Below are 15,668 nucleotides of genomic sequence, written 5' to 3'. Positions count from 1 at the left end.
GTCACCGGGAGTCCTTTCCACGTACCGGAGCGGCGGAGGCGGCCGGGGCAGCCGGAGTGGCCTGAGCGGCGGGCGCTTCGGCCAGTACGCGGCTCATGTCCCGTACGGCGTGCCAGGTGCCGCGCCAGGTGCCCGTCACCTTCGAGGCGCCGGTGCGGGGCAGATACGGGACGTCGTACTCGGCGATACGCCAGCCGGCGTCGGCCGCGCGCACGACCATCTCCAGTGGGTAGCCGCTGCGCCGGTCCGTCAGATCGAGGGCGAGCAGCGCCTCCCGGCGGGCGGCGCGCAGGGGGCCGAGGTCGTGCAGGCGCAGGCCCGTACGGCGGCGCAGCATCCGGGCGAGTGCGAGGTTGCCGGCCCGGGCGTGGACGGGCCAGGCCCCCCTGGCCTGCGGGCGCCGCCGGCCGAGCACCAGGTCGGCCTCGCCCGCGCGCACCCGGCGGACGAACGGGACGAGCTGGGACGGGTCGAGCGAGGCGTCGCAGTCGCAGAAGCAGACGATGTCCGCGGTGGCGGCGGTCAGTCCGGCGTGGCAGGCGGCACCGAAACCCCGGCGCGACTCGTGGACGACGGTCGCGCCGAGCGACCGGGCGATGTCGGCCGAGCCGTCGGTGGAACCGTTGTCCACGACCAGCGCGCGCCAGCCGGCCGGGATCCGGGCCATGACCCAGGGCAGCGCCTCGGCCTCGTTCAGGCAGGGCAGGACCACGTCGACGGGCGCTGCTGCCGCTGATCCCGCGGCCGCTTCCGGGTCTGTTGCAGGAGAGGTCTTCACGGCTCTCACCCTACGGAGACAGAAGGTACGTATCGGACTTAGGCTTCTTACGAAACGCGGACGTCGGTGATCGGATGCCCTGCCGAGGGGCGCCCGGTGGGACGCTGGAGGCATGCAGCAGCCGTACGAAGCCCCAGGTGCCCGACGCGTCCTCGTCGTGGACGACGACCCCACGGTCGCCGAGGTCGTCGCCGGGTACCTCGACCGGGCCGGTTACGTCGTGGACCGTGCCGCCGACGGCCCCTCGGCGCTCGCCCGAGCCGCCGCGCACCGGCCCGACCTGGTGGTCCTGGACCTGATGCTGCCCGGCATGGACGGCCTGGAGGTGTGCCGGCGGATGCGCGCCCGCATCCCCGTGCCGGTCATCATGCTCACCGCGCGCGGCGACGAGGACGACCGGATCCTGGGCCTGGAGGTGGGCGCCGACGACTACGTCACCAAGCCCTTCAGCCCCCGGGAACTGGTCCTCCGGGTGGAGTCGGTACTGCGCCGCGCCCGTCCCGCCGCCCCGCACGATGCCCCGTCTCGGCCGCACCTCCTTGGCGCGGCCGGCCTGAGCGTCGACCCGGCAGCCCGTCGCGCCACCAAGAACGGCGCCGAACTCGCCCTCACCATCAGGGAGTTCGACCTCCTCACGTTCCTCCTCAGGCACCCCGGACGGGCGTACAGCCGAGAGGAACTGATGCGTGAGGTGTGGGGCTGGGACTTCGGCGACCTGTCCACCGTCACCGTCCATGTACGCCGGCTGCGGGGCAAGGTCGAGGACGACCCGGCCCGGCCCCGGCTGATCCAGACGGTGTGGGGCGTCGGCTACCGCTTCGACGCGGAGCCCTCCACGGACACGGATACGGATACGGATACTGATGCGGGTACGGGTGCGGATACGGCCGTAACCACAGCCGCCGCCATGGACACCGCCCCGAACACCGACCCGAAGGCGGTCTGACCATGCAGGACATGCTGCTCATCGCCCTGTTCGCCTTCCTGGGCGCCGCCGGGGCCGGGCTGCTCGGCGCGTGCGCCCTCTGGCTGATCCGGCGTCGCTCGCTGACCATGTCGCTCGCGGTCGTCGCCGCCGTCACCGTGACCGCGATGCTCGCGGGCACGCTGGCCGTGGCGGAGGCGATGTTCCTGTCCGTGCACGACCTGAGCGTGGTCACGACGGTCGTCGCGATGGCGGCGGTCGTCTCCCTGGCGACCGCGCTGGTGCTGGGCCGCTGGGTCGTCGCCCGCAGCCGGGAACTCACGCGTGCCGCCCGTTCGTTCGGCGAAGGCGGAGCCTTCGCCCCACCCATCGGGGCGGCCACCGCCGAACTCGAGGCGCTGAGCCGCGAACTGGCGTCCACCAGCGCGAAACTCGCCGAGTCCCGTGACCGTGAGCGTGCCCTGGAGTCCTCCCGCCGGGAACTCGTCGCCTGGATCTCGCACGACCTGCGGACCCCGCTCGCGGGCCTGCGCGCGATGTCCGAGGCCCTGGAGGACGGCGTGGCCGCCGACCCCGCCCGCTACCTGCGTCAGATCCGCACCGAGGTCGAACGACTCAACGGCATGGTGGGCGACCTCTTCGAACTCTCCCGTATCCACGCCGGTGCCCTCGCCCTGTCCACGTCCCGGATCTCGCTGTACGACCTCGTCGGCGACGCCCTCGCGGGCGCGGATCCGCTGGCCCGGGAGCACGGCGTATGGCTGGTCGGCGACCGCGTCGAACCCGTGCCGGTCGAGGTGGACGGCAAGGAGATGAGCCGGGTCCTGGGGAACCTGCTGGTCAACGCGATCCGGCGCACTCCGGCGGACGGCACGGTCGCGATCGCCGCCGAACGGTCGGGCGAGGGCGTCGTCCTCTCCGTCACCGACGGCTGCGGAGGCATCCCCGAGGAGGACCTGTCACGCGTCTTCGACACGGGCTGGCGCGGCACCCACGCCCGTACACCCCCGGGTGGAGCGGGCCTGGGCCTCGCGATCGTCCGTGGCATCGTCGAGGCCCACCGAGGACAGGCCGCCGTGCACAACGTCCCTGGCGGCTGCCGCTTCGAGGTGACCCTCCCGACGGCCCCGGCGTAAGCCCGGCCCGCTCCGTCCGTACCCGCCCCCGGCGTAAGCCCGGCCGGCCCGCTCCGTCCGTACCCGTCTCCGTCCGTACCCGCCTCGGGCCGTACCTGGCCCCGCCTACCCCCCCCGGTACCTGGCCCCGTCTACTCCGCCTCGCCGCGCAGTTTCGCCGCCGCGAACTCCCGCATGCCCTCCGCGAAGCCGACCTCCGCCTTCCAGTCCAGCTCGACGCGCAGCCGTGACGAGTCCGCCGTGATGTGGCGCACGTCGCCCAGCCGGTACTCCCCGGTCACCACCGGCTCGGGCCCGCCGTACGCCGAGGCCAGCGCCCGCGCCATCTCGCCGACCGTGTGCGGCACCCCGCTGCCGCAGTTGTACGCGGTGAGGGCCGCCGCGCCCCGGCCGCCCGAACTCGCCTCCAGCGCCGCCACGTTGGCCGCCGCCACATCCCGTACGTGGACGAAGTCCCGGCGCTGCCCGCCGTCCTCGAAGACGCGCGGCGCCTCACCGCGGGCGAGCGCGGACCGGAAGAAGGAGGCGACCCCCGCGTACGGGGTGTCGCGGGGCATTCCCGGCCCGTACACGTTGTGGTAGCGCAGCGACACAGCCGCGCCGCCCGTGGACCGGGCCCACGCCGCCGCCAGGTGCTCCTGGGCCAGTTTGGTCGTCGCGTACACGTTCCGGGGGTCGACGGGAGCGTCCTCGCCGACCAGCCCCGGCGTCAGTTCGGCGCCGCACTCCGGGCACCGGGGCTCGAACCGTCCCGCGTCCAGGTCGGCGACGGCCCGGGGCCCCGGCCGCACCACCCCGTGCCGCTCGCAGACGTACCGCCCCTCGCCGTACACCACCATCGACCCGGCGAGCACGAGCCGCCGGACCCCCGCCTCGGCCATCGCGGTCAGCAGTACGGCGGTTCCGAGATCGTTGTGGGAGACGTAGTCGGCCGCGTCGCCGAACCCCGTACCCAGGCCGACCATCGCCGCCTGATGACACACGGCGTCCACACCGGGCAGCGCGGCGGCGACCGCCCCGGCATCCCGTACGTCCGACCCGTCCCGCAGGTCGAACACGACCGCCTCGTGCCCCCGCGCGCTCAGCGCCTCGACGACATGGGACCCGATGAACCCGGCACCGCCGGTGACCATTACTCGCATGCCCGAAACGCTAGGACCCCGGCCGCACCGCACGGCAGCGCCGCGCCCGGTACGTCACGGGTCCGTAAGCTGTCGCCGTCGTCGCCAACAGGGGCCGGATCTCGCCATATCGGCGCCGCCCTGGCTTGATTGGGGTCGAACTCCATTGCTACTCCGGTCGGTAGCGATCACGCTTCTGCCTGTCGACGGGGGTCGGGGGCGGGAGCTGGAAGAGGAGGCCGAGGCGGGTATGGGTGCCACGGAGAGAGTCGCTGACGCGGCAGCAGCGGGAGCGCGGGAAGCGGTGGCGGCGGTGGTGCGGAGCGACGCGGCGCTGTTGGAGGACGATCTGGCCGAGTTTCTCGGTTCACTGACCGCTCCCGCAGCGGTGTCCTCGGGGGACTCGCACTCCCTGTACGAGTCCGCCCTGCGGCGCTCCCTGTACGAGCCCGTCGCCGATGCCGTCGGTTCCAAGGTGGGCCAGGAGGCGTTGCCGCCGAGCGCCGGGGCGCCCGGCGGCGACCGGGCCCCGCTGCGACCGTCGATGGTCTACTGGGCCTACCGAAACTACCGGGGCTTCCCCGACGAAATCGGGGACGAGACCGGGAACGAGACGGGGAACGCGAGCGGAATCGAGACCGGGGCCGGGGATTCCGCGGCCGACCTGGCCGTCGTCCGGCGGGCCGCCGTGGCCGTACGGGTCATGCTGAAGGCGTTCGTCGCGATCGACGACATCCAGGACGGCAGCGCGATCCGCTACGGCGAACCCGCGCTCCACGTGACCCACGGCGTGCCGCTCGCCCTCAACACCGGTTCCTGGCTGATCGCGGCCGTCCTGCGGCACGCCGCCGATCCCGAGGTCGTGGACAGTCTGCTGCGGGCGGTCGAAAGCGGCTTCACCGGTCAGGCCGTCGACCTGTCCACCCGTACGGAGCAGACCCGCGCCGAGCTGATCGCCGCGCCCGTCGAGGAGCGCGCGGCCTACTGGGAGTCGCTGGCCGCCCTCAAGACCGGCACCCTCTTCCGGATGCCGCTCGACTCGGCGCTCGCGGGCCTGCGCGTCGTCGACGAGGAGCAGTACACCCTGGACGCCGCCATGCGCCAACTCGGCCTGGCGAGCCAACTGTTCAACGACCTGACCGACTTCGTACCCGAGTTCGGCGGCGGCCGGATCCACGAGGACTACGACGGGCTCAGCAACCGGGTCTTCCTCGAACTGCTCGACCCGGACTGCTCGGGTCTGGCCGGGGAACAGCTCAAGGCGTACGTCCTCGGGCATCCGAAACTGGAGCCGACGCTCCTCTCGCTCGCCGCCGAAGCGGTACGGCTGAAGCGCGAGGCCAAGAAGAGCGTGTACGGCGTGTGCCGGTCCGACCGCAGCGCGGCCTACTTCGACCTCACCATCGAACGCAAGGGCCACCTCATCGACCGTCTCCACGAGACCCTCCAGCAGCGGAACGGCGCATGACGGCCGCCCCGGCCGCAGTGGTCGAGCGACTGCGTACGAGCACCCGTGCCTGGCACGACGCGCTGGAGGCCACCCCGTTCGCCGGCGCGATGATCGCCGGGACGCTTCCCATCGAGCGGTACGTCTGCCAACTCGCCGCCTATCGACTGGTGTTGGAGACCCTCGAAGGGGCCTTCGAAGGGAGGCTCGAAGGTCCCCTCGAAGGCGAGCCGACCCGCGTCACGGGCTCTCCCGCCGACCCGGTGTGGTCCCCGGACCTCCGCAAACTCCCCTTCATCGAGCGGGACCTGGCCTACTTCGCGAACCTCGGCACGTCGCCCGGTCCCTGGGCGGCCGAGGAAGCGGAGGCGTTCGCGGCGGAGATACGGCGGCGGGCCGACGCGTCCGATCTCCCCGCCCTCCTCGGCTTCCTCTACGTCATGGAGGGGTCGACGCTCGGCGCCCTCGTCCTCCACCCGTACGTCACCGCCGCCTACCGCCTGCCCGGCGCGGACGGCGTCGCCTACTACACGAGCGGCGACCGCGACCGCTGGGCCCGCCTCACCGACCGTATGAACCGGGCCCTCACCGACCCGGGCACCCAGGACCAGGTCGTCGCGGCGGCCCACAGCGCCTTCCGGCACGCCGCCGCGATCACCGGGGCCCTGTCCGTGGACCTCAGCCCGCCATCTCCATCCCCAACCCCAACTCCCTCGCGATGAGCATCCGTTGGACCTCGCTGGTGCCCTCCCCGATCTCCAGGATCTTCGAGTCGCGCCACATCCGGGCCACCGGGTACTCGTTCATGAAGCCGTAGCCGCCGTGGATCTGGGTCGCGTCGCGGGCGTTGTCCACCGCGACCGTCGACGAGTACAGCTTGGCGAGGGCCGCTTCCTTCTTGAAGGGCTCGCCCGTCACCAGACGGGAGGCCGCGTCCCGCCAGGCCAGGCGGGACGTGTGGGCCTTCATCTCCATGTCGGCGATCTTGAACTGGATCGCCTGGTTCGCGCCGATCGGCCGCCCGAACGCCTGCCGTTCCTTGGCGTACTTCACCGACTCGTCCACGCACCCCTGGGCGAGTCCGGTCGCCAGCGCCGCGATCGCGACGCGCCCCTCGTCGAGGATGCGCAGGAACTGGGCGTAGCCGCGCCCCTCCTCGCCGACCAGGTTCGCCGCCGGGACCCGCACGTCCGCGAAGGACAGCTCGCGCGTGTCCGAGGCGTTCCAGCCGACCTTCGAGTACGGTGCCCCCACCGTGAAGCCCGGCGTTCCGGAGGGGACGAGGATCGCGGAGATGAGCGGCCTGCCGTCCGCCTTGCGGCCCGTCACCGCCGTCACCGTCACCAAGCCCGTGATGTCCGTGCCCGAGTTGGTGATGAAGCACTTCGTCCCGTTGATCACCCATTCACCGGTGTCGGGGTCAAGGCGTGCCGTCGTCCGCGTCGCACCCGCGTCCGAGCCGCCGTCCGGTTCCGTCAGCCCGAACGCGCCCAGGATCTCACCGGAGCAGAGACGGGGGAGCCACTCGCGCTTCTGCTCCTCGGTGCCGAAGAGGTGGATGGGCATCGCGCCCAGCGAGACCCCGGCCTCCAGGGTGATCGCCACCGACGAGTCGACCCGCGCCAGTTCCTCCAGCGCGATGCCCAGCGCCAGATAGTCGCCGCCCATCCCGCCGTACTCCTCGGGGAACGGCAGCCCGAACAGGCCCATCCGGCCCATCTCGCGGACGATCTCGTACGGGAACTCGTGCCGCTCGTAGAAGTCGCCGATCTTCGGGGCCACGACATCGTGCGCGAACTGCTCGACCGTACGGCGGAGTTCTTCCAGTTCGGGGGAGAGCTTGTGGTCCATGGTCCTCACTGCTCCTGGGATTCCGTGGATTCCTCGGAATCCTGGTGGGAAAGAGCTCGTACGGTGCGGGACGGGCTCGGCCGGCCCAACCGGTCGGCCATCCATGTGCTCGTGGCGACCAGGCTCGTGAGGTCGACGCCGGTCTCGATGCCGAGGCCCTGGAGCATCCACACCAGGTCCTCGGTCGCCAGGTTGCCGGTCGCGGACTTCGCGAACGGGCAGCCGCCGAGGCCGCCCGCCGAGGCGTCGACCGTCGTGACGCCGTGCTCCAGCGCTGCGTAGGTGTTGGCCAGCGCCTGGCCGTAGGTGTCGTGGAAGTGCACGGCCAGGGACGACGTCGGTACGGAGGCCTCGTTCAACTCGGCCAGCAGGCGCCGCACATGACCCGCCGTCGCGACGCCGATCGTGTCGCCCAGGCTCAGTTCGTCACAGCCCATGTCGAGCAGCGCCCGGCACACCCGGACGACCTGGGTGACCGGGACCGGGCCCTCCCACGGGTCGCCGAAGCACATGGAGAGATAGCCGCGCACCGAGGCGCCCGCCGCCTTGGCCCGGGACACCACCGGCTCGAACATGGCCAGCGACTCGTCGACCGTCCGGTTGAGGTTGGCCTTCGCGAAGGACTCCGTCGCGCTGGCGAAGACGGCGACCTGGCGTGCGCCGAGCGCAAGGGCCCGGTCCAGGCCGCGTTCGTTCGGCACCAGGACCGGGAGCGCCACCTTCATATCGCTCAGCTCGCTCAGATCGCTGACGAGCGGGAACAACTGCTCCGCGTCGGCGAGTTGGGGCACCCACTTGGGGTGGACGAAGCTGGTCGCCTCGATCGTCGTCAGGCCGGCGGCGGCCAGTCGGCGGATGAACTCCGCCTTCACCTCCGTCGGGACGGTCACCTTCTCGTTCTGCAGCCCGTCCCGCGCGCCGACCTCGTGGATCCTGACCCGCGCGGGCAGACCCGGAGCCGGTACGACCATGGGGAGCGTCATTTCTCCTCCTCTGCCAAGGACGTGGCCAGGGGCTCTGCCAAGAGCTCCGCAGGGATGATCACGGCGAGTACCTGGTCCATGGCGACCGTTGTCCCCGGGGTGACGTCCAGTTCGGCGACGATGCCCGCGTGCGGGGCGGCGACGACGTGCTCCATCTTCATCGCCTCGACCACCAACAGGCTCTGACCGGCGGCCACTTCGTCCCCGACGGCCACCTTCACCACCGTCACCGTGCCGGGCATGGGTGCGGTGAGGGGGTCGGCGCCGGAGCGGGCGGCGCCGGTCAGGGAGGCCGCCACCGGGTCGTGGTCGCGGACCTGCCAGGCGTCGCCCTCGCGGCCCAGCCAGTCGGCGGCGCGGTGGAAGGTGTGGCGGACGCCGTCCAGGACCACCGAGACGTGGGTTTCCGTGACCGTGTGGGTGCCCCGGGGGACGTACTCCACCGGGTCCTGCACCCGCAGCCAGAAGGCCGGCGGCTTCGGTGTGCCGCCCAGTCGCCAGCCGCTGGGCACGGAGAAGGGATCCGTCCAGCCGCCGACCGTCGCCTTCGGCCGCAGCGCCTCCAGCCGTACGGCCGCCGCCGCCTCGTAGACCTCCTCCGGCACCCCGTCCGATACGAGGGCGTCGACGTCGCGTTCCACCAGCCCCGTGTCCAACTCGCCTGCCACGACCGCCGGATGGGCCAGGAGCCGGCGCAGGAACCCCGCGTTGGTCGGTACGCCCAGGGTGACCGTCTCGGCGAGGGCGGCGCGGAGTTTGCGCAGCGCCGTCGCGCGGTCGGGGCCGTAGGCGATCACCTTGGACAGCATCGGGTCGTACAGCGACCCGACCTCCGTGCCCTCGCTCAGCCCCGAGTCGGTGCGTACGCCGTCACCGGAGGGTTCGTGGAGGGCGAGCACCGTGCCGCCGGACGGCAGGAAGCCGCGCGCACCCGCCCGCACGGACACGGTCTCCGCGCAGATACGGGCCTCCACGGCGTGCCCGGTCAGGCGGACCTCCTCCTGCCCGAAGGACAGGGCCTCGCCCGCCGCGACCCGCAGCTGCCATTCCACCAGGTCGAGGCCGGTGACCAGCTCCGTCACCGGATGCTCGACCTGGAGGCGGGTGTTCATCTCCATGAAGTGGTACGACGACGGGTCCCCGCCCGGGACGATGAACTCGACCGTGCCCGCACCCTCGTACCCGCACGAGCGCGCCGCCTGGACTGCCGCCTCGCCCATCGCGGCCCGCGTCGACTCGTCGAGGAGCACACTGGGCGCCTCCTCGATGAGCTTCTGGTGGCGCCGCTGGAGCGAACACTCGCGCTCGCCCAGGTGCACGACGTTGCCGTGGGCGTCGGCCAGGACCTGGATCTCGATGTGCCGGGGCCGCTCCACCCACCGTTCGACCAGGAGCGTGTCGTCACCGAAGGAGGCGCGGGCCTCGCGACGCGCGGCGGCGATCTCCTCCTCCAGGGTGGCGAGATCCCGGACCAGACGCATGCCCTTGCCGCCGCCACCCGCACTGGGCTTCAGCAGCACCGGCGCACCCAACTCTCGTGCGGCTTCGGCGAGTTCGGGGTCACGTCCGCCGGGTACGACGGGCACCCCGGCCGCCTTCACGGTCTCCTTGGCGCGGATCTTGTCGCCCATCAGGGAGATCGCGTCGGCGGGCGGCCCGACGAAGACGAGCCCGGCGTCGACGCACGCGCGCGCGAAGGCCGCGTTCTCCGCGAGGAAGCCGTACCCCGGGTGCACGGCCTGGGCGCCGGTGCGGCCGGCCGCCTCCAGGAGCCGCTCGACGGACAGATAGCTCTCGGCGGCCGGCGCCGGTCCCAGCCGGACGGCGGTGTCGGCCTCCCGTACGTGCCGCGTGTCGGCGTCCGCGTCGGAGAAGACCGCGACGGAGCGCACGCCCAGCGTCCGCAGCGTACGGATGACACGGACGGCGATCTCACCGCGGTTGGCGACAAGCACTGTGTCGAACATGGGTCCTCACATCCGGAAGACGCCGAACTGGGGGTCGCCCAGTGGCGCGTTGGCGCAGGCGGTGAGCGCGAGACCCAGTACCTGACGGGTCTCCAGCGGGTCGATGACCCCGTCGTCCCAGAGCCGGGCCGTCGCGTAGTAGGCGTTGCCCTGACGCTCGTACTGCGCGCGGATCGGGTCCTTGAAGGCGTCCTCGTCCGCCGCCGGCCAGGACTCCCCACGGGCCTCCAACTGGTCCCGTTTGACGGTCGCGAGGACGGACGCGGCCTGTTCGCCGCCCATGACCGAGATCTTGGCGCCGGGCCACATCCACAGGAAGCGCGGCGAATACGCCCGGCCGCACATCGAGTAGTTGCCCGCGCCGTACGACCCGCCGACCACGACCGTCAGCTTGGGCACGCGCGTGCAGGCCACGGCCGTGACCATCTTGGCGCCGTGCTTGGCGATGCCACCCGCCTCGTAGTCCCGGCCCACCATGAAGCCCGAGATGTTCTGGAGGAACAGCAGGGGGATGCCGCGCTGGTCGCACAGTTCGATGAAATGGGCGCCCTTCTGGGCGGACTCGGAGAACAGGATGCCGTTGTTGCCGATGATCCCGACCGGGTGGCCGTGGATGCGGGCGAAGCCGGTGACGAGGGTCTGCCCGAACTCGGCCTTGAACTCCGAGAAATGCGAACCGTCGACCACGCGCGCGATGATCTCCCGTACGTCATAAGGGGTGCGGGAGTCGACGGGCACCGCGCCGTAGAGCCCGTAGGGGTCGACCTTGGGCTCGACGGAGGGCTGGACGTCCCAGGGCAGCGGCCCGCGCGCGGGGAGGGTCGCGGCGATGTTGCGGACGATGCGCAGGGCGTGCGCGTCGTCCTCGGCGAGGTGGTCGGTGACGCCCGACACGCGCGCGTGGACGTCCCCTCCGCCCAGTTCCTCGGCGGTGACGACCTCGCCGGTCGCGGCCTTCACGAGCGGGGGTCCGCCCAGGAAGATGGTCCCCTGGTTGCGGACGATGACGGCCTCGTCGCTCATGGCGGGAACGTAGGCACCACCGGCCGTACAGGACCCCAGCACGGCGGCGATCTGCGGAATCCCGGCGCCGGACATCCGCGCCTGGTTGAAGAAGATCCGCCCGAAGTGTTCACGGTCGGGGAAGACCTCGTCCTGCATGGGCAGGAAGGCACCCCCGGAGTCGACGAGGTACACACAGGGAAGCCGGTTGTCGAGGGCGATCTCCTGCGCGCGCAGATGCTTCTTGACGGTCATCGGGTAGTACGTGCCGCCCTTGACGGTGGCGTCATTGGCGACGATCACGCACTCGCGCCCGCTGACCCGCCCGATCCCGGCGATCACACCGGCGGCGGGCGCCTGCCCCTCGTACATCCCGTCGGCGGCCAGGGGAGCGATCTCGAGGAAGGGCGAGCCGGGGTCCAGGAGCCGGTCGACCCGCTCCCGGGGAAGCAGCTTCCCGCGCGCGGTGTGCCTCTCCCGGGCCCGCTCGCCGCCGCCCAGCCGGGCCGCGGCCAGCTTGTCCCGCAGCTCCCCGACCAGCGCGCGGTGAGCCGCCTCGTTGGCCCGCCAGGCCTCCGACGCGGGGTCCGCCGCGCTGTGCAGCTCCGGTGCCTCCTGCATCCTGCGGTCCCCTCACCCAGTTAATGAGCGTTAACGTTACGTCTTCAGGTTAACGACCGCTAACCTCCCTGTCTAGAATCATTCGCATGGCCACCAGAACCGACGCCCCGACCCGCCGCGAACAGATCCTCAAGGAGGCCGCGCGGCTCTTCGCCGAGCGCGGTTTCCACGGCGTGGGCGTGGACGAGATAGGGGCGGCGGTGGGCATCAGCGGCCCCGGCCTCTACCGCCACTTCCCCGGCAAGGACGCGATGCTCGCCGAACTGCTGGTGGGCATCAGCGGCCAGCTCCTCACCGGCGGCAAAAGACGGGTGTCGGAGGCCGGCGGTGACTCCGAGGCGCTCCTCGACTCCCTCATCGAGGGCCACATCGACTTCGCCCTCGACGACCGCCCCCTGATCACCCTCCACGACCGCGAACTGGACCGCCTGCGCGACAGTGACCGCAAACTGGTGCGCCAGCTCCAGCGCCAGTACGTCGAGCTGTGGGTGGAGGTGGTGTGCGAGGTGTACCCGGAGCTGACGGAACCGACGGCCCGCTCGGCGGTGCACTCGGTGTTCGGGCTGCTGAACTCGACCCCGCACCTCGGCCGTCCGGGCGGGCTGCCGGGCCGGGGCGTCACGGCGGCGCTGCTGCACCGGATGGCCAGAGGGGCGTTCGCGGCGGCGGGGCCGGCGGGGGAGTGATGAGCGTTACGGTCCGCCGACTCCTCGCGCTCTGGACGGGGCTTCGTACTCGCCGGTACGGTTGATCTGAGCAAGCGCTTAGCCGCCTGGAAGACAGCGAAGACAGCTGGCAGAGACCGGAAGAGAGAGGTGCGGGTCGTGCGCCGTACGGTGTTCAACGAGGATCACGAGGCGTTCCGGGAGACCCTTCGCGCCTTCATCGAGGCCGAGGTCGTTCCCGTCCACGACGAGTGGTTCGCCGCCGGCCAGGCGCCGCGCGAGTTCTACTACAAGCTCGCCGAGCTGGGCGTCTTCGGCATCCGTGTCGACGAGGAGTACGGCGGCGCGGGCATCGACTCGTACAAGTTCGAGGCCATCCTGTACGAGGAGACCGCGCGCGCGGGCGTGTCCTTCGGCGGCTCCGGCGTCCACGTGCTGCTCGGTCTGCCGTACGTCAAACTGCTCGCCAACGACGAGCAGAAGAAGCGCTACCTGCCCAAGTTCGTCTCCGGTGAGGAGATGTGGGCGATCGCGATGACCGAGCCGGGCACCGGCTCCGACCTCGCGGGCATGAAGACCACCGCGAAGCTGAGCGAGGACGGCACGCACTACGTCCTCAACGGCTCCAAGACCTTCATCACCGGCGGTGTCCACGCCGACCAGATGATCGTCTGCGCCCGTACCGACGCGCCCAGGGCCGATGACCGCCGCCACGGCATATCCCTCCTCGTGGTGGACACCAAGTCCGAGGGCTACTCGATCGGCCGCAAGCTGGACAAGCTCGGCCTGAAGACCTCCGACACCGCCGAGCTGGCGTTCGTCGACGTCAAGGTTCCCGTCGAGAACCTCCTCGGCGAGGAGAACAAGGGCTTTTACTACCTCGGCCACAACCTCGCCTCCGAGCGCTGGGGCATCGCCTACGGCTCCTACGCGCAGGCCAAGGCCGCCATCCGGTTCACCCAGCAGTACGTCCAGGACCGCGTCGTCTTCGGCCAGCCGGTCGCCAGCTTCCAGAACACCAAGTTCGAGCTGGCCGCCTGCAAGGCCGAGGTGGACGCCGCCGAGGCCGTCGTCGACCGCGCCACCGAGGCGCTGGACGCGGGCGAGCTGACCCCGGCCGAGGCCGCCAGCGCCAAGCTGTTCTGCACCGAGGTCGCGCACCGCGTCATCGACCGCTGCCTCCAGCTCCACGGCGGCTACGGCTTCATGAACGAGTACCCGATCGCCCGCCTGTACGCCGACAACCGCGTCAACCGGATCTACGGCGGCACCAGCGAGATCATGAAGTCGATCATCGCGAAGGACATGGGCCTGTAGGCGCTTAACGACATGGGCCTGTAAGGCTTACGACATTACTGTTCAGTAGAAATGACCGCATGAGTCAGGCACTGCAGTCCCTCCTCGATCTGCTCGACCTCGAGCAGATCGAGGAGAACATCTTCCGCGGCCGATCCCGGCCCGCCATCGTCCCGCGCGTCTTCGGCGGGCAGGTCGCGGCCCAGGCACTCGTCGCCGTCGGGCGCACGGTCCCCGCGGACCGTCCCGCCCACTCGCTCCACTCGTACTTCCTGCGCCCCGGCGACCCCGGCGCGCCGATCGTCTACACCGTCGACCGCATCCGCGACGGCCGCTCCTTCACCACGCGCCGCGTCGTCGCCGTCCAGCACGGGCAGCCGATCTTCCACCTCTCCGCGTCCTTCCAGGAGCACGAGGAAGGCCTCGACCACCAGGCGCCGATGCCCGCCGCCCCCGACCCGGCGACGCTCCCCACGGCCGAGGAACAGCTCCCCCGGTACGCGCATCTGGACCCGGCGATCGTCGAGAAGTTCCTCCAGTCCCGCGAGGCCGTCGACATCCGCTACGTCGACGACCCGCCGTACGGCAGGTTCGGCGAGCACCGCGAACCGCGCTCCCAGGTCTGGTTCCGTACGAACGGCAAGCTCGGCGGCGCCGTCGACGAACCGCTGCTGCACGTCTGCCTCGCCACGTACGTCTCCGACTACACGCTGCTCGACTCGATCCTGCTCGCGCACGGACGGGGCGGCTGGGCGGTCGGGGACGTGGTCGGCGCCTCGCTGGACCACGCGATGTGGTTCCACCGCCCGTTCCGCGCCGACGAATGGCTGCTGTACGACCAGGAGTCACCGTCCGCGTCCGGCGGCCGTGGCCTCGGCCAGGGCCGCATCTACACGCAGGACGGACAGCTGGCCATCACGGTCATCCAGGAGGGCGTCATCAGGATCCCCCGCACCCCCTGAACAGGAGTTCTCCCCGAGTTCTACTTCCCGCGTTCTACTCGCCGAGCAGCTCGGCCGCGTTCAGCAGGAACGCCGTCAGCGGGTCGTAGAAGCGCGGGCTCGTCACATGGTCGTCGAGCGGAACGGCCACCTGGAGGGTGCCTTCCGCCTCGGCCAGGAACAGCGCCGGGTCGTTGCAGTCGGCGTAACCGACCGAGTCGATGCCGTGCTGCGCCGCGTACCCCGCCCAGCCGTGGTCGGCGACGACCAGGTCCGGCAGCGGGCGGCCCTGCCGTTCGAGCCCCGTGAGGATCGCGCGCATCGGCTCGCCGGAGTGCGTGTGCCACAGCGAGGCCCCGTGCTCCAGCACCGCCACGTCCGCGAACTGGAACACGTACCCCTCGTCCGTCGTCAGACCGTCCGGGATGACGACGATCTCGCACCCGGCGGCCCGCAGCGCCTCAGCCGTGGCGCGGTGCACGTCGAGCAGGCCGCCCGGGTGGCCGGTCGCGAACAGCACCCGCTGCTGTCCGTCGGCCGCCTTGCGCAGCCGGGCCGCGAGCCGCTCCAGCGCGGCGACCGTCAGCTCGGGGTCGATGGTGTCCTGCCCGTACCGGTGTTCGGGATCGTCGTTGACGCCGACCCGCTCCGCCATCACCGCGAGCACGTCCTGCTCGTCGGTCCAGCGGCCGCCCAGCTCCAGCCCGAGCCAGTAGTGCCGTTCGCCGTTCGCCAGCTTGCGGTAGTGGGAGAGGTTGTTCTCGCGGGGCGTGGCGACGTCACCCGCGATGCGGGTTCTCACGAGGTGATCGACAAGCTCGGCGCGGCTGGGAATCGCGGGTATGGGCATGCCTCCCATTGTGAGGCAGACAACACCCCCAGCCCCCCTGGTGTCCCGCCGCTGCGACGCAGGTCACGCCACTTCGGCACTGCTT

The 15,668-nt window shown here is 71.4% G+C and carries 14 protein-coding genes; 7 read left to right on the top strand and 7 right to left on the bottom strand.

Annotated features, from left to right (window positions below):
* Nucleotide 1 precedes the first annotated feature (1 nt).
* Complete coding sequence (locus ADL01_RS08945; protein WP_405768522.1) at nucleotides 2-787, bottom strand: glycosyltransferase family 2 protein; 786 nt, start codon at nucleotides 785-787, stop codon at nucleotides 2-4.
* Nucleotides 788-890: 103 nt separating this feature from the next.
* Between ADL01_RS08945 and ADL01_RS08940 the strand changes: the two genes are divergently transcribed.
* Both ADL01_RS08940 and ADL01_RS08935 read left to right on the top strand, forming a co-directional pair.
* Nucleotides 891-1,724 (top strand): response regulator transcription factor, encoded by an 834-nt coding sequence (locus ADL01_RS08940; RefSeq protein WP_078960405.1) that lies wholly within the window; start codon nucleotides 891-893, stop codon nucleotides 1,722-1,724.
* 2 nt (nucleotides 1,725-1,726) lie between these two features.
* On the top strand, nucleotides 1,727-2,839 hold the full coding sequence (locus tag ADL01_RS08935; RefSeq protein ID WP_053741374.1) for a sensor histidine kinase: 1,113 nt from the start codon (nucleotides 1,727-1,729) through the stop codon (nucleotides 2,837-2,839).
* 131 nt (nucleotides 2,840-2,970) lie between these two features.
* On the opposite strand, the gene ADL01_RS08930 is transcribed toward ADL01_RS08935, so the two are convergent.
* Nucleotides 2,971-3,981, bottom strand: coding sequence for an NAD-dependent epimerase/dehydratase family protein (locus ADL01_RS08930; protein WP_053741373.1), 1,011 nt, complete (start codon nucleotides 3,979-3,981; stop codon nucleotides 2,971-2,973).
* 229 nt (nucleotides 3,982-4,210) lie between these two features.
* Between ADL01_RS08930 and ADL01_RS08925 the strand changes: the two genes are divergently transcribed.
* Together ADL01_RS08925 and ADL01_RS08920 are read left to right on the top strand one after the other, a co-directional pair.
* Nucleotides 4,211-5,428 (top strand): polyprenyl synthetase family protein, encoded by a 1,218-nt coding sequence (locus ADL01_RS08925; protein WP_053741372.1) that lies wholly within the window; start codon nucleotides 4,211-4,213, stop codon nucleotides 5,426-5,428.
* A complete protein-coding gene (locus tag ADL01_RS08920) occupies nucleotides 5,425-6,129 on the top strand; it encodes a biliverdin-producing heme oxygenase (RefSeq protein ID WP_053741371.1) in 705 nt (234 codons plus the stop codon). Before ADL01_RS08925 ends, ADL01_RS08920 begins: the two co-directional genes overlap by 4 nt.
* Here ADL01_RS08920 and ADL01_RS08915 read toward each other — a convergent pair.
* From ADL01_RS08915 to ADL01_RS08900, 4 genes are read right to left on the bottom strand one after another with little or no spacing between them, the layout of a single operon-like run.
* Complete coding sequence (locus tag ADL01_RS08915) at nucleotides 6,086-7,258, bottom strand: acyl-CoA dehydrogenase family protein (protein WP_053741370.1); 1,173 nt, start codon at nucleotides 7,256-7,258, stop codon at nucleotides 6,086-6,088. The two genes, ADL01_RS08920 and ADL01_RS08915, sit on opposite strands and share 44 nt — an antisense overlap.
* 5 nt (nucleotides 7,259-7,263) lie before the next feature.
* A complete protein-coding gene (locus tag ADL01_RS08910; RefSeq protein WP_053741369.1) occupies nucleotides 7,264-8,241 on the bottom strand; it encodes a hydroxymethylglutaryl-CoA lyase in 978 nt (325 codons plus the stop codon).
* Complete coding sequence (locus tag ADL01_RS08905) at nucleotides 8,238-10,208, bottom strand: acetyl/propionyl/methylcrotonyl-CoA carboxylase subunit alpha (protein WP_053741368.1); 1,971 nt, start codon at nucleotides 10,206-10,208, stop codon at nucleotides 8,238-8,240. The genes ADL01_RS08910 and ADL01_RS08905 overlap by 4 nt, the downstream gene beginning before the upstream one ends.
* 6 nt (nucleotides 10,209-10,214) lie before the next feature.
* Nucleotides 10,215-11,831, bottom strand: a complete 1,617-nt coding sequence (locus ADL01_RS08900; RefSeq protein WP_053741367.1) for a carboxyl transferase domain-containing protein — start codon at nucleotides 11,829-11,831, stop codon at nucleotides 10,215-10,217.
* An 86-nt stretch (nucleotides 11,832-11,917) separates the two neighbouring features.
* Between ADL01_RS08900 and ADL01_RS08895 the strand changes: the two genes are divergently transcribed.
* The 3 genes from ADL01_RS08895 (at nucleotide 11,918) to tesB (ending at nucleotide 14,754) form a co-directional block, all read left to right on the top strand.
* Nucleotides 11,918-12,517, top strand: coding sequence for a TetR/AcrR family transcriptional regulator (locus ADL01_RS08895; RefSeq protein ID WP_053741366.1), 600 nt, complete (start codon nucleotides 11,918-11,920; stop codon nucleotides 12,515-12,517).
* 138 nt (nucleotides 12,518-12,655) lie between these two features.
* On the top strand, nucleotides 12,656-13,813 hold the full coding sequence (locus tag ADL01_RS08890) for an acyl-CoA dehydrogenase family protein (protein WP_053741411.1): 1,158 nt from the start codon (nucleotides 12,656-12,658) through the stop codon (nucleotides 13,811-13,813).
* 59 nt (nucleotides 13,814-13,872) lie between these two features.
* The gene (gene tesB, locus ADL01_RS08885; protein WP_053741365.1) at nucleotides 13,873-14,754 is read left to right on the top strand and encodes an acyl-CoA thioesterase II; all 882 of its coding nucleotides are present in this window, start codon (nucleotides 13,873-13,875) and stop codon (nucleotides 14,752-14,754) included.
* 34 nt (nucleotides 14,755-14,788) lie between these two features.
* Here the strand turns inward: tesB and ADL01_RS08880 are convergent, their stop codons facing one another.
* On the bottom strand, nucleotides 14,789-15,583 hold the full coding sequence (locus ADL01_RS08880; protein ID WP_053741364.1) for a phosphatase: 795 nt from the start codon (nucleotides 15,581-15,583) through the stop codon (nucleotides 14,789-14,791).
* Between the last annotated feature and the right edge of the window lie 85 nt (nucleotides 15,584-15,668).

It is taken from the genome of Streptomyces sp. NRRL WC-3618, assembly GCF_001280005.1.
Classification (GTDB): Bacteria; Actinomycetota; Actinomycetes; order Streptomycetales; family Streptomycetaceae; genus Streptomyces.
This window is presented reverse-complemented; position numbering and strand designations above follow the sequence as displayed.